Origin of the sequence: Streptomyces sp. NPDC021562 (genome assembly GCF_040640875.1) — a bacterium.
GTDB lineage: Bacteria > Actinomycetota > Actinomycetes > Streptomycetales > Streptomycetaceae > Streptomyces.
In genome coordinates this window covers 370,141-383,309 of record NZ_JBFACN010000002.1, presented here as the reverse complement: position 1 = coordinate 383,309, position 13,169 = coordinate 370,141, and the positions used below count along the sequence as shown (strand labels likewise).

The window sequence follows — 13,169 nt, the reverse complement described above, 5'->3', positions numbered from 1 at the left end:
GGGAACTGCGCGACCAGCCGCGACGGCGCCGCAGGTCGCAACGCTCAGAGCGAAGCGCTACCCGTACATCCGCCGCATCGCGAACTCCACCATCTGCTCGACCGCCTTGGCGTCGAAGACCATCCGGTGCTCGCCCTCCATGTCGAGGACGAAGCCGTAGCCGGTCGGGAGCAGGTCGATGACCTCGGCGCCGGTGATGACGAAGTACTTGGACTCCTTGCCCGCGTACCGGCGCAGCTCCTTCAGCGAGGTGAACATCGGGATCACCGGCTGCTGGGTGTTGTGCAGCGCGAGGAACCCGGGGTTGTCGCCGCGCGGGCAGTACACCTTGGACGTGGCGAAGACCTGCTGGAAGTCCTCGGCGGTGACCTGACCGGTGGTGAACGCACGGACCGCGTCCGCGAGGGACGGCGGGGACGGCTCGGGGTAGAGCGGCGCCTGCTGGCCGTAGCCGCCCGGCATCTGCTGCTGGGGCTGGGCGTACTGCTGCTGAGCGGCCCCACCGTCCATGGGCTGGCCGTATCCATACATGCGCGCAAGCCTACCGAGACACGCGGTGCACAGGAGAAGGTAGACCCTTCTCACACTTCACCCGTTGGGGGTTGCGTCTTATTACCGACGGGTAGCATCATCGGAGCTACTCGTTGGTATGTGAAAGCTTGCGCGAGGATTCAGTGCCTCGCCGATCCGGATACGGAGCCGTCACCATGGGGCACTACAAGTCCAACCTCCGCGACATCGAGTTCAACCTCTTCGAAGTGCTCGGCCGCGACAAGCTGTACGGCACCGGCCCGTTCGGCGAGATGGACACCGACACCGCGAAGAGCGTCCTGGAGGAACTGACCCGGCTCGCCGAGAACGAGCTGGCGGAGTCCTTCGCCGACGCCGACCGCAACCCGCCGGTCTTCGACCCGGAGACCAACACCGCCCCGGTCCCGGCGTCCTTCAAGAAGAGCTACAAGGCCTTCATGGACTCCGAGTACTGGCGCCTCGGCCTGCCCGAGGAGATCGGCGGCACCACCGCTCCCCCGTCGCTGATCTGGGCATACGCGGAGCTGGTCCTCGGCGCGAACCCGGCCGTGTGGATGTACTCCTCCGGCCCGGCGTTCGCCCGCATCCTCTTCGAGGAGGGCACCGAGGAGCAGAAGAAGTGGGCGCAGCTCGCCGTGGACCGCACCTGGGGTTCGACCATGGTGCTCACCGAGCCCGACGCCGGTTCCGACGTCGGCGCCGGCCGTACCAAGGCGGTCCAGCAGGAGGACGGCTCCTGGCACATCGAGGGCGTGAAGCGCTTCATCACCTCCGGTGAGCACGACATGGAGGAGAACATCCTCCACTACGTGCTGGCCCGCCCCGAGGGCGCCGGTCCCGGCACCAAGGGCCTGTCCCTCTTCCTCGTCCCGAAGTACCTCTTCGACTTCGAGACCGGCGAGCTGGGCGAGCGCAACGGCGTCTACGCCACCAACGTCGAGCACAAGATGGGCCTGAAGGCCTCCAACACCTGCGAGATGACCTTCGGCGACCGCCACCCGGCCAAGGGCTGGCTGATCGGCGACAAGCACGACGGCATCCGCCAGATGTTCCGGATCATCGAGTTCGCCCGCATGATGGTCGGCACGAAGGCCATCTCGACGCTGTCCACCGGCTATCTGAACGCGCTCGAGTACGCCAAGGAGCGCGTCCAGGGTCCGGACCTCGCGAACTTCATGGACAAGACCGCGCCCAAGGTCACCATCACCCACCACCCCGACGTCCGCCGCTCGCTGATCACGCAGAAGGCGTACGCCGAGGGCATGCGCGCCCTGGTCCTCTACACCGCCTCCATCCAGGACGCCATCGCCGTCAAGGAGGCGAACGGCGAGGACGCCAAGGCCGAGCACGCGCTCAACGACCTGCTCCTGCCGATCGTCAAGGGCTACGGCTCCGAGAAGGGCTACGAGCAGCTGGCCCAGTCGCTGCAGACCTTCGGCGGCTCCGGCTTCCTGCAGGAGTACCCGATCGAGCAGTACATCCGCGACGCCAAGATCGACACCCTGTACGAGGGCACCACCGCCATCCAGGGCCAGGACTTCTTCTTCCGGAAGATCGTCCGCAACCAGGGCGCCGCGCTGAACTCGCTCGCCGAGGACATCAAGAAGTTCCTGGCGCTCGGCACCGGCGGCGAGGAGCTGGCGGGCGCCCGCGAGCACCTCGCGAAGGCGGCCGTCGAACTGGAGGCGATCGTCGGCCTGATGCTGACCGACCTCGCGGCCACCGAGCAGGACGTCAAGAACATCTACAAGGTGGGCCTGAACACCTCCCGCCTGCTGCTCGCCTCCGGCGACGTGATCGTCGGCTACCTGCTGCTCAAGGGTGCCGCGATCGCCGCCGAGAAGCTGGAGACGGCGTCCTCCAAGGACAAGCCGTTCTACACCGGCAAGATCGCGGCGGCGAAGTTCTTCGCGGCCAACGTGCTGCCGGGCGTCACCCTGGCCCGCAAGATCGCGGCCGACGTCGACCTCGACCTGATGGAGCTGGACGAGGCCGCTTTCTGAGCCACCCGGTCCGTTCCCCGGAGGCCCGTTTCCCCCTGTGATGTCCTGGGGGGAGCGGGCCTCCGCACGTCGTTAAGGTGAAGCACATGAGTTTCGATCGCGGCCACACCGACGACCTGATGTCCTTCCTCGCGGCCAGTCCGACGCCGTACCACGCGGTGGCGAACGCCGCCGGCCGGCTGGAGAAGGCCGGTTTCCGGCAGGTCGCCGAGACGGATGCGTGGGAGGGGACGAGCGGCGGCCGGTACGTCCTGCGCGGCGGGGCGCTCATCGCCTGGTACGTCCCCGAGGGCGCCGCGCCGCACACGCCGTTCCGGATCGTCGGCGCGCACACCGACTCCCCGAACCTGCGGGTCAAGCCCCGCCCGGACACCGGCGGGCACGGCTTCCGCCAGGTCGCCGTGGAGATCTACGGCGGCCCGCTGATGAACTCGTGGCTCGACCGGGACCTGGGGCTGGCCGGCCGGCTCAGCCTGCGGGACGGCGCCACCCGCCTCGTCGACGTGAACCGGCCGCTGCTGCGGGTGCCGCAGCTCGCCATCCACCTGGACCGGGCGGTCAGCAGCGACGGGCTCAAGCTGGACAAGCAGCGTCACCTCCAGCCGATCTGGGGCCTCGGTGACGACATCCGGGACGGTGACCTCATCGCCTTCCTGGAGCAGGAGGCCGGCCTGTCGCCCGGCTCGGTCACCGGCTGGGACCTGATGACCTACGCCGTCGAACCGCCGGCCTACCTGGGCCGCTCCGAGGAGCTGCTGGCCGGCCCCCGGATGGACAACCTGCTCTCCGTGCACGCCGGTACGGCGGCCCTGGCGGCCGCGGCGACGGGCGGCGCCGAACTGCCGCACGTCCCCGTGCTCGCCGCCTTCGACCACGAGGAGACCGGCTCCCAGTCGGACACCGGCGCGGACGGGCCGCTGCTCGGCACCGTCCTGGAGCGCTCGGTGCTGGCGCGCGGCGGGTCGTACGAGGACCGGGCGCGGGCCTTCGCGGGCACCGTCTGCCTCTCCTCCGACACCGGGCACGCCGTCCACCCCAACTACGCGGAGCGGCACGACCCGACGCACCACCCCCGCGTCAACGGCGGTCCGATCCTCAAGGTCAACGTCAACAACCGCTACGCGACGGACGGTACGGGCCGCGCGGTCTTCGCCGCCGCCTGCGAACGGGCCGGCGTCCCCTTCCAGACCTTCGTCTCCAACAACTCCATGCCGTGCGGCACCACGATCGGCCCGATCACCGCGGCCCGCCACGGCATCCGGACCGTCGACATCGGCGCGGCGATCCTGTCGATGCACAGCGCCCGCGAACTCTGCGGCGCCGAGGACCCGTTCCTCCTGGCGAACGCGCTGGTGGCTTTCCTGGAGGGCTAGGGCGTGTTGCGAAAGTCCCGTCGTCCGCCCGGAGGGCGGGCCGCGCGGCGTCAGGTGCGTGCTCTCGGCGTGCCGGGCCCTGACCCACGTACTGGATGTACTTGGGTCAGGGCCCGGTGCGGCGAGAGTGCGTGCATGGCGTCGCGCGGCAGGCGGGACTTTCGCAACACGCCCTAGTTGCACATGTCCCGCCGACTCCCGGGTACTCGGTGTGCACCGGAACCACCACCGGACCTGAAGGGAAGGCAACGCTCATGGGGCTCGGCGGGTGCATCATCCTCATCGCCGTGGGGGCCATCCTCACGTTCGCGACCGACTGGCACATGCAGGGCGTCAACCTCGACGTCGTAGGCCTGATCCTGATGGCCGTCGGCATCATCGGTGTCGCCACCTTCAGCAGCATCGCCCGCCGTCGGCGGGTCATGGTGCCGCCGGCCGCGACGGTCGTCGAGGAGGAACGGCACCATCACCACCGTGACGGATACACCGACGGGTACGGCGTCTGAGCTGGTCCCGCGCAGGCGCTGACCTGGCGGGCGCGGCGCCGCCTCAGGCGTCCTGGTCCATTCCGGCCAGGACAAGAGGCAGTCGGCTCGCCCCGCCCTGCGTGATCCGCACCGGCACGCCCCAGTCCTGCTGATGCACATGGCAGGCGGGATATGCGTTCGCCGGGTCGTCGTCGCAGCTCGCGGCCATCGCCGAGACGTGCAGGACGCCCTCGGTGACGGCCGGGTTCAGGTCCACCTCTCTCGTGAGGTCGGTGTCCGCGCCCTCACCCTTGAGGAGCAGCTCCGGCGGGGTCGAGGAGACCAGCAGGCGGGTCGACGGGCCGTACCGGGTGTCCAGTTTCTGGCCCGCCGGGGCCTGGAAGATCACGTCGAGGCGGAGGCGGCCGGGGGCCACCTCGGTCGCCGCCCGCTGCGTGCGGTGCGCGACCGACGCCACCCGGACCGCCTCCTCGGGCAGGCGCAGGCGGGTCAGCCGGTGCCGGGCCGACTCCACCACCACGATGTCCTCGCCGACCAGCACCGCGTCGCTCGGCTCCCGCAGGTCCGTGGCCAGCGTGGTGACCTCGCCGGTCGCGGGGTCGTAGCGGCGCAACGCGTGGTTGTAGGTGTCGGCGACGGCCACGGAACCGTCGGGGAGCGCGGTCACCCCCAGCGGGTGCTGGAACAGGGCCTGCCCGGCGGCGCCGTCGCGGTGTCCGAAGTCGAACAGACCGGTGCCGACGGCCGTGTGGACCCGCCCGTCCGGGTCGACCCAGCGCAGGGCGCTGGTCTCGGAGTCGGCGAGCCACAGGCGGTCCGCGGTGGCCGCGAGACCGGACGGCTGGGCGAACCAGGCCTCGGCGGCCGGGCCGTCCACCAGCCCCTCGTTGGTGGTGCCCGCGGCGACCGCCACGGTCCCCGCCTGCGGGTCGTAGGCCCACAGCTGGTGCACGCCGGCCATGGCGATCCACACCCTGCCGCCGAAGACGGCCACGTCCCAGGGTGAGGAGAGGTCGATCTCGCGGGCCGGGCCCGAGGTCGGGGAACCCTGCCACCACTGGCGCCCGGTGCCGGCGAGGGTGGTCACCTCGCCGGTGTCCGGGTCCAGGCGGCGCAGGGCGTGGTTCACGGTGTCGGCGACGACCACCGAGCCGTCGTCGAGGAGCGCCAGCCCCTGCGGCTCGCTGAAGGAGGCCTCGGCCGCCGTGCCGTCCGCGAAGCCGCGCGCACCGGAGCCGATCCGCCGTACGACGGTCTCCGCGTCCTCCGCCAGCTCCACCAGCTGGTGCCGGCTGGTGTCGCTGACCAGGAAGTTCCCCGAGGGCAGCAGCAGGACCTTGCCGGGGAAGCGCAGGGCGGTCGGCTCGGGCTCCGGCGGCACGTACGGGCCGTCGCCGCGCCGCAGGGTGCCCTTCGCCTCGTGCTCCGCCTCCAGCTCCTCGACCAGCCGGGCGATCGCGTGCGCGTGCCCCTCACCGGCGTGCTGGGCGACGACGTACCCCTCGGGGTCGATCACCACCAGCGTCGGCCAGGCGCGGACCGCGTACTGCTTCCAGGTGGCGAGCTCCGGGTCGTCGAGGACCGGGTGCTCCACGCCGTACCGCTCCACGGCGTCGACGACCGCCTGGTGCTCGGCCTCGTGCACGAACTTGGGCGAGTGCACCCCGATGACCACCACGGTGTCACGGTGCTGCTCCTCCAGTTCACGCAGCTCGTCCAGGACGTGCAGGCAGTTGATGCAGCAGAACGTCCAGAAGTCCAGGACGACGATGCGTCCGCGCAGGTCCGCGAGGGTGTACTGCTTGTCACCTGTGTTCAGCCAGCCGCCCTTGCCGATCAGCTCGGGGGCACGGACGCGGGCACGGCGCGGGGTGGGGGCCGGGGATGTCTCGCTCATGGATCAAGGGTGCCACTTCCCCCGAGCCGTGCGATCGCGCCTGTGGACAACCTGCTGCGCCGCTGGTCAGCGCAGTGCGTGGCCCGTCGTCGCGTCCACGTGGGACGGGACGGCGTCGTGGTGGTCGCCGACCGTGAGGGTGCCGGTCGGTTCGAAGAGGAGGATCGACGCTCCGGCCGGGGCGCTCGGCTTGTGCTCGGTGCCTCGGGGGACCGTGAAGACCGACCCCCGCGGCAGGACGACCGTGCGCTCGCCGGCCGGCTCCCGCAGGGCGATGCGCAGTTCGCCCTCCAGGACCAGGAAGAACTCGTCGGTGTGGTCGTGGACGTGCCAGATGTGTTCGCCCTCGGCCTTGGCGACGCGGACGTCGTAGTCGTTGACGGCGGTGACGATCCGCGGGCTCCACAGGGCGTCGAAGGACGCGAGGGCGTCGGCGAGGGAGAGGGGTTCGCTGGTCATGTCGCTCATCCTGGGCGGTGGTCCGGCACCCGCGTGAGTGCTAGAAATCGCACATGCCGCAAGGATCCTCTCAGCCCCGGCCCCACCGGGTCGCCGTGATCGTCGACTCGGGGACCAATCCGTTCGAGGTGGGGGTCGCCACCGAACTGTTCGGGCTGCCGCGGCCCGAGCTGGGCCTGCCCGTGCCGCCCTACGAGGTGACGCTCTGCGCGCCCACGCCCGAGGTGCGCATGAACCACGGCTTCTTCACGCTCAGCGGGGTGGCGGGGCTGACGGCCGTGGACGAGGCGGACACGTTGGTCGTACCCGGACGGCCCGACAACGTCGTACCGCGCGGTGCCGACGTCCTCGACGCCGTCCGGCGCGCGCACGCGCGGGGCGCGCGGGTGGTGAGTTTCTGCACCGGGACCTTCGCGCTCGCCGAGGCCGGGCTGCTGGACGGACGGCCGGCCACCACGCACTGGCGCTGGGCGGACGCCTTCCGGGACCTGCACCCCCGGGTGCTGCTCCGGCCCGACGTGCTCTTCGTCGACGACGGCGACCTGCTCACCGCCTCCGGCAGCGCGGCGGCGCTCGACCTGGGGCTGCACATCTGGCGCCGGGACCACGGCGCCGAAACGGCCAACGCGGTCTCCCGGCGGCTGGTGTTCGCCTCACACCGGGACGGCGGCCAGCGGCAGTTCGTGGAGCGTCCGGTGCCCGACGTACCGGACGAGTCGCTCGGCCCGCTGCTCGCCTGGGCGCAGGAGCGGCTCGGCGAGCCCCTCGTCGTGGCGGACCTGGCCGCGCGGGCGGCCGTCTCCCCCGCCACCCTGCACCGCCGGTTCCGCGCCCAGCTGGGCACCACCCCACTGGCCTGGCTGACCGGCGAACGGGTGGCTCTCGCCTGCCGTCTCATCGAGCGCGGGGAGGAGCGGCTGGAGGTGGTGGCGGCGCGCAGCGGTCTCGGCACCGCCGCCAACCTGCGCGCCCGGCTGCGGCGCGAGACCGGACTCAGCCCGTCGGACTACCGCCGGCGTTTCGGGCCGGTCGGCCGGGAAGGGGTACAGACATGAGATTCCAGGTGCGGGACCGGCTCCTCGGCTTCGGCGAGGACTACTGGATCGAGGACGAGCACGGCGACAAGGTGTTCCTCGTCGACGGCAAGGCCATGCGGCTGCGGGACACGTTCGAGCTGAAGGACCGGCACGGACGGGTGCTCGTCGACTTCCACCAGAAGATGTTCGCCCTGCGCGACACGATGGTGATCGAACGCGAGGGCGAACCGCTGGCCACCATCAGGCGCAAGCGGCTCTCGCTGCTGCGCAACCACTACCGGGTGCGCCTGGCCGAGGGCACCGAGCTGGACGTCAGCGGCCGGATCCTGGACCGCGAGTTCGCCGTCGAGTACGACGGTGAGCTGCTCGCCGTGATCTCCCGGCGCTGGCTGCACGTGCGGGAGACCTACGGCGTCGACGTCCTGCGGGACGACGCGGACCCGGCGCTGCTCATCGCGGTCGCGGTGTGCGTGATCCACCTCGCCGACAAGGAGCGGGAGGAGGACTAGCCGCCGGCCGGGACGGGCGGACGGTAGAGGCAGGCCCAGGGCCCTAACGGTGGTGCGGGGGCTCAAGGCCCAGCAGGCGGTCCTTGAGGGCCGGGAACTGTTCGCGGGTCGCGGCGACCTTGGCGGGGTCGAGGTCGACGGTGAGGACCTCCTCGCCCGCGCCCGCCTCGGCCAGCACCTCGCCCCAGGGATCCACCACGATCGAGTGACCCGCCTGCGGAACTCCGGCATGGGTCCCGGCCGTTCCACACGCGAGCACGAACGCCTGGTTCTCGACCGCCCGCGCCTGGGCCAGCAGCGTCCAGTGCGCGCGTCGCCGTTCGGGCCAGCCCGCCGAGACGACCATCGTCTCGGCGCCGGCGTCGACCAGTCCGCGGAAGAGCTCGGGGAACCGGAGGTCGTAGCAGGTGGCCACCCCCAGGGTGGTCCCGGGGAGCCGGACCGTCACCAGTTCCTGCCCGGCGCCCATCAGCACCGCCTCGCCCTTGTCGAAGCCGAAGCGGTGGATCTTGCGATAGGCCGCGGTCAGGTCACCGGAGGGGGAGAAGACGAGAGCCGTGTTGTAGAGGGGGCCGTCCGGGTCCCGTTCCGGGATCGAGCCGGCGTGCAGCCAGACGCCCGCGTCGCTCGCCGCCTTGGCCATCGCCTCGTACGTCGGGCCTTCGAGCGGCTCGGCCTCGGTGGCGAACCGCTCGTAGGCGAACGCACCCGTCGTCCACAGTTCGGGCAGCACCACGAGATCGGCTTCCGCCTGCTCGCGCACCAACGCGGCCACGCGTCGCCGACGAGATTCGACCGATTCGCCCTCGTTTACATCGATCTGGATGAGCGAGGCGCGCACACTACCACCGTCCTGGCATTCGAGCCGTCCATACGGGCCTACGATCGTCACACGAAAGCACTGCCGGGGTGCCTCACAGCAGCGTAACTTGGGGGTCCCCCCGGTTCGAGCGAAGTCGAGAATTGGGGGAGTCTCAAGACACCCGCCGACAGCAGCCCACCTCCCGCTGGCAGCGCCGCCACAACCTGCCCGAGTACCGACCGCCGAGGGGTCCCGTTTCCGTGAGTCTGCATCCCACCCTCCAGCCCTACGCCGACGCCTGGACCCACTCCATCGAAGCGATATCCGAGCTGGTGACGCCTCTGGTCGAGGGGGAGTGGAACCGGCGGACGCCCTGCCCGGGCTGGTCGGTGCGGGACGTGGTCTCCCATGTCATCGGCCTGGACTGCGAGATGCTCGGCGACCCACGCCCCATCCACACCCTGCCGCGCGACCTCTTCCACATCACCAACGAGCACCAGCGCTACATGGAGATGCAGGTCGACGCCCGCCGTCACCACACGGCGCCCGAGATGACCTCCGAGCTGGAGTACACGATCATCCGCCGCAACCGTCAGCTGCGCAACGAGTCGCGGGAGCCGGGGCACATCGTGCGCGGGCCGATGGGCAAGGAGATCACCCTCGAAGAGGCCATGCGCAACCGCGCGTTCGACGTGTGGGTGCACGAGCAGGACCTGCGGGCGGCGCTCGGCCGGCCCGGCAACCTGGACTCGCCGGGCGCACACGTCGCCCGGGACGTGCTGCTCGCCGAGCTGCCCCGGGTGGTCGCCAACGACGCGGACGCCCCGCGCAGTTCGGCCGTCATCTTCGACGTGCACGGGCCGGTCGAGTTCCTGCGCACCATCCGGATCGACATCCAGGGCCGCGGCACCCTGGAGGCCACCCCGGCGCTCGGCCCCGCCGCCGTCTTCACCCTCGACTGGGAGACGTACGTCCGGCTGGCCTGCGGCCGCACCTCCGCGGACGCGGTCGCGGACCGGGTGAAGGCGGAGGGCGACCCGGAACTGACGGCGGCGATCCTGCGCCACTTCGCGGTCACCCAGTAGGACGGTCGGCAGGCGGATTGAGTCGGCGGGCGGACGCCGGTCATGCGCCGTCGGCGGGCGGACGCCGGTAATTCGCTGTCTCCCGGGGACCGCGGACGCCTACCGTGCCCGGCATGACCGCTGACGCCGCACCACACGACGACCTCCCACCCCGCCTCACCCGCCTCACCTTCCACGGCCCCCTCTCCGAGGCCCGCGCGACCGCGATGGTTCGGCGTCTGGCCGCCACGCGCCCCGCCGGCGTGCTGGACATCGGCTGCGGCTGGGGCGAGTTGCTGCTCCGGCTGCTGGAGGCCGTACCGGAGGCGCGGGGCGTCGGGGTGGATCTGCACGCGGGGGACCTGGAGCGGGGGCGCCGGGCCGCCAAGGCGCGGGGGCTGGCGGACCGGGTGGAGTTCGCCGAGGAGTCCGCCGTCGGAACCGCCCGCGGCCCGGCCGACGTGGTGCTGTGCCTCGGCGCGAGCCAGGCGCTCGGCGACGATCCCGTCACGGCCCTGCGTGAACTGCGCCGCCTGGTGACCGACGGGGGCCGGGTCCTGCTGGGCGAGGGCTTCTGGCAGCGCGTCCCGACGGACGCCGAGCTGTCCCGGATGTGGCCGGGTGCCTCGGTGGCCGATCACCACCCGCTGGCGGAGCTGGCCGACCTGGCGGTCGCGGCCGGTTTCCGCCCCGAGTGGATCGAGACGGCCGGCCCGGACGAGTGGGAGGAGTTCGAGTCGGCGTACCAGGCGGACCAGGAGGTATGGCTGGCGGCCCACCCCGGTCATCCCCTGGCGGCGGAGACCCGGGAACGCCTGGACGCCCACCGCAGGGCCTGGCTGACCTACCGAGGCGTCCTGGGCCTAGCCTACCTGACCCTGGTCCCGACGACGGCCTGAACCACCCTCGTACGGGCAGGAGGTCGGACTACGCGGGCACGTGCACCGTCTCCACCCGGCTCGCCACCAGCCGCTCCCGCTCCCGCCGGACGGCTCGCCCCCGCAACCGCAGGATCTGGCTCACGCCCAGCGCCTGCAGCACGAACACGCACGAGAACGCCACCGTGTAGTTGTCGCCGGTCGCGTCCAGCAACACCCCGACCGCGAACAACGTCGTCATCGAGGCCACGAAACCACCCATGTTGGTGATCCCGGACGCGGTCCCCTGCCGCTCGGGCGGGTTGGCGGGCCGCGCGAAGTCGAAGCCGATCATCGACGCGGGTCCGCACGCCCCCAGCACCGTGCACAGCACCACCAGCAGCCACATCGGCGCGTGGTCGCCGGGATACGCCAGGGTCGCCGCCCAGACGAGCGCGGTCGCCCCGACCGTGCCCAGCGCCAGCGGCAGCCGCGCCGTGTGGTGCCGGGCGACGATCTGGCCGTAGACCAGTCCCACCGTCATGTTGGAGAGGACGACCAGGGTCAGCAGTTCCCCGGCCGTGGCACGGGACAGCCCCTGCGCCTGCACCAGGAACGGCAGCCCCCACAGCAGCAGGAAGACCATCGCGGGGAACTGGGTGGTGAAGTGCACCCACAGACCGAGCCGGGTCCCCGGCTCCCGCCAGGACGCGGCGATCTGCCTGCGCACGTAGGCCGCTCCCTGGTGCGGGAAGGGCTCCGGCTCGTACCCCTCGGGATGGTCCTTGAGGAACAGGAACACGAGGACGAGGACGACCGCGCCGGCCAGCGCGCTGCCCGCGAACGCCAGGGTCCAGCCCAGGCCGTGCAGGAGCCGGGCCAGGACCAGGGTGGAGACGAGGTTGCCCGCCATGCCGACCAGGCCGGCCAGCTGGGCGATCATCGGGCCGCGCCGGACCGGGAACCAGCGGGTGCCGAGCCGCAGCACGCTGATGAACGTCATCGCGTCACCGCAGCCCAGCAGCGCGCGCGAGGCGAGCGCGGTGCCGTACGAGGGGGAGAAGGCGAAGCCGAGCTGTCCGGCGGTGAACAGCACCGCGCCGATGGTCAGCACCTTCTTCGTGCCGAGGCGGTCGACCAGCAGGCCGACGGGTATCTGCATGCCGGCGTAGACCAGCAGCTGGAGGATCGAGAAGGTGGACAGGGCCGAGGCGCCGACGTGGAAACGGTCGGCCGCGTCGAGGCCGGCCACTCCGAGGGAGGTGCGGAAGATGACGGCGACGAAGTAGACCGAGACGCCTATGCCCCACACGGCGACGGCCCGGCGGCCGCCCGGGGGATCACCGGGCAACGGCGTGCCGCTGCGGCTCATCGGACCTCACCCCGTGCCAGGTGCGCGAACCAGTCGACGTGCCGGTGCACGAGGTCGACCGCACGATCGGCGTCCCCCGCGCGCAGCGCGTCCAGGATCTCCTCGTGCTCGGTGAGCGACTTGGCGATCCGGTCGGGGTGGGCGTGCATGATGGCGACGCCCATCCGCAGCTGCCGGTCGCGCAGTTGGTCGTAGAGCCGGGAGAGGATCCCGTTGCCGCCGTCGCGGACGATCTCGGCGTGGAAGCAGCGGTCGGTGACGGCTGCGGCGGCCAGGTCACCGGCGGAGGCCTCGGCCTTCTGCCGGTCGAGCAGTTCCTGGAGGCGGGCCACCAACGCGGCCGACGGGGGTACGGCCTTGCGCACCGCGTGTTCCTCGACCAGCATCCGGGTCTCCACCACGTCCGCGATCTCCTGCGCGGAGACGGGCAGCACCATGGCACCCTTCTTCGGGTAAAGCCTGATCAAACCCTCGACCTCGAGGCGCAGCAGCGCCTCGCGGACCGGCGTGCGGGAGACCCCTACGGCCTCGGCCAGCTCGCCCTCGGTGAGGAGGGTGCCGCCTTCGTAGTGACGGTCCAGGACGCCTTGTTTGACATGGGAGTAGACGCGGTCGGCGGCGGGGGGCTGCTTGACGGCCAGGCTCATGCCCACAGCTTAGATACAACGCGTACGCAAGGGCGCACGGCGTCCACCATCCGGACGTGACGTACATCGCACCCAGCAACCGCACAACCATCTGTGCTACTTACGTGTCACACACATGCGGCCCCACACG

Annotated in this window: 13 protein-coding genes; 7 read left to right on the top strand and 6 right to left on the bottom strand. The window is 71.3% G+C overall.

Translation table 11 applies throughout. The features are described 5' to 3' along the window. Window positions 1-57: 57 nt before the first annotated feature. Window positions 58-531 (bottom strand): SseB family protein, encoded by a 474-nt coding sequence (locus AB0G52_RS04215; protein WP_132888471.1) that lies wholly within the window; start codon window positions 529-531, stop codon window positions 58-60. 176 nt (window positions 532-707) lie between these two features. Here AB0G52_RS04215 and AB0G52_RS04210 point away from each other — a divergent pair, with 176 nt between their 5' ends. The 3 genes from AB0G52_RS04210 to AB0G52_RS04200 all read left to right on the top strand — a co-directional run bounded on the left by AB0G52_RS04210 (window position 708) and on the right by AB0G52_RS04200 (window position 4,413). Next, on the top strand, window positions 708-2,534 hold the full coding sequence (locus AB0G52_RS04210; RefSeq protein WP_132888470.1) for an acyl-CoA dehydrogenase: 1,827 nt from the start codon (window positions 708-710) through the stop codon (window positions 2,532-2,534). Window positions 2,535-2,620: 86 nt separating this feature from the next. Beyond that, window positions 2,621-3,907 (top strand): M18 family aminopeptidase, encoded by a 1,287-nt coding sequence (locus AB0G52_RS04205; RefSeq protein ID WP_361333484.1) that lies wholly within the window; start codon window positions 2,621-2,623, stop codon window positions 3,905-3,907. A 254-nt stretch (window positions 3,908-4,161) separates the two neighbouring features. After that, on the top strand, window positions 4,162-4,413 hold the full coding sequence (locus AB0G52_RS04200) for a DUF6458 family protein (protein ID WP_046727683.1): 252 nt from the start codon (window positions 4,162-4,164) through the stop codon (window positions 4,411-4,413). A 43-nt stretch (window positions 4,414-4,456) separates the two neighbouring features. On the opposite strand, the gene AB0G52_RS04195 is transcribed toward AB0G52_RS04200, so the two are convergent. Next, entirely contained in the window at window positions 4,457-6,292 is a 1,836-nt protein-coding gene (locus AB0G52_RS04195; RefSeq protein WP_361333481.1) for a thioredoxin-like domain-containing protein, read from the bottom strand. Window positions 6,293-6,358: 66 nt separating this feature from the next. Next, window positions 6,359-6,751, bottom strand: coding sequence for a cupin domain-containing protein (locus tag AB0G52_RS04190; protein WP_361333478.1), 393 nt, complete (start codon window positions 6,749-6,751; stop codon window positions 6,359-6,361). A 53-nt stretch (window positions 6,752-6,804) separates the two neighbouring features. Between AB0G52_RS04190 and AB0G52_RS04185 the strand changes: the two genes are divergently transcribed. After that, window positions 6,805-7,806 carry a helix-turn-helix domain-containing protein gene (locus tag AB0G52_RS04185; RefSeq protein ID WP_361333475.1) on the top strand — a complete coding sequence of 334 codons (1,002 nt, stop codon included), beginning with the start codon at window positions 6,805-6,807 and terminating at the stop codon, window positions 7,804-7,806. Continuing rightward, window positions 7,803-8,297, top strand: coding sequence for an LURP-one-related family protein (locus tag AB0G52_RS04180; RefSeq protein WP_132888465.1), 495 nt, complete (start codon window positions 7,803-7,805; stop codon window positions 8,295-8,297). The genes AB0G52_RS04185 and AB0G52_RS04180 overlap by 4 nt, the downstream gene beginning before the upstream one ends. A gap of 43 nt (window positions 8,298-8,340) precedes the next feature. Here the strand turns inward: AB0G52_RS04180 and AB0G52_RS04175 are convergent, their stop codons facing one another. After that, window positions 8,341-9,138 carry a carbon-nitrogen family hydrolase gene (locus AB0G52_RS04175; RefSeq protein WP_361333472.1) on the bottom strand — a complete coding sequence of 266 codons (798 nt, stop codon included), beginning with the start codon at window positions 9,136-9,138 and terminating at the stop codon, window positions 8,341-8,343. A 221-nt stretch (window positions 9,139-9,359) separates the two neighbouring features. Between AB0G52_RS04175 and AB0G52_RS04170 the strand changes: the two genes are divergently transcribed. Beyond that, complete coding sequence (locus tag AB0G52_RS04170; protein ID WP_132888463.1) at window positions 9,360-10,184, top strand: maleylpyruvate isomerase family mycothiol-dependent enzyme; 825 nt, start codon at window positions 9,360-9,362, stop codon at window positions 10,182-10,184. Window positions 10,185-10,297: 113 nt separating this feature from the next. Next, the gene (locus AB0G52_RS04165; RefSeq protein ID WP_132888462.1) at window positions 10,298-11,062 is read left to right on the top strand and encodes a class I SAM-dependent methyltransferase; all 765 of its coding nucleotides are present in this window, start codon (window positions 10,298-10,300) and stop codon (window positions 11,060-11,062) included. A gap of 28 nt (window positions 11,063-11,090) precedes the next feature. On the opposite strand, the gene AB0G52_RS04160 is transcribed toward AB0G52_RS04165, so the two are convergent. Then, window positions 11,091-12,392 (bottom strand): MFS transporter, encoded by a 1,302-nt coding sequence (locus AB0G52_RS04160; protein WP_361333468.1) that lies wholly within the window; start codon window positions 12,390-12,392, stop codon window positions 11,091-11,093. Beyond that, complete coding sequence (locus tag AB0G52_RS04155; RefSeq protein WP_132888460.1) at window positions 12,389-13,039, bottom strand: GntR family transcriptional regulator; 651 nt, start codon at window positions 13,037-13,039, stop codon at window positions 12,389-12,391. Before AB0G52_RS04155 ends, AB0G52_RS04160 begins: the two co-directional genes overlap by 4 nt. Between the last annotated feature and the right edge of the window lie 130 nt (window positions 13,040-13,169).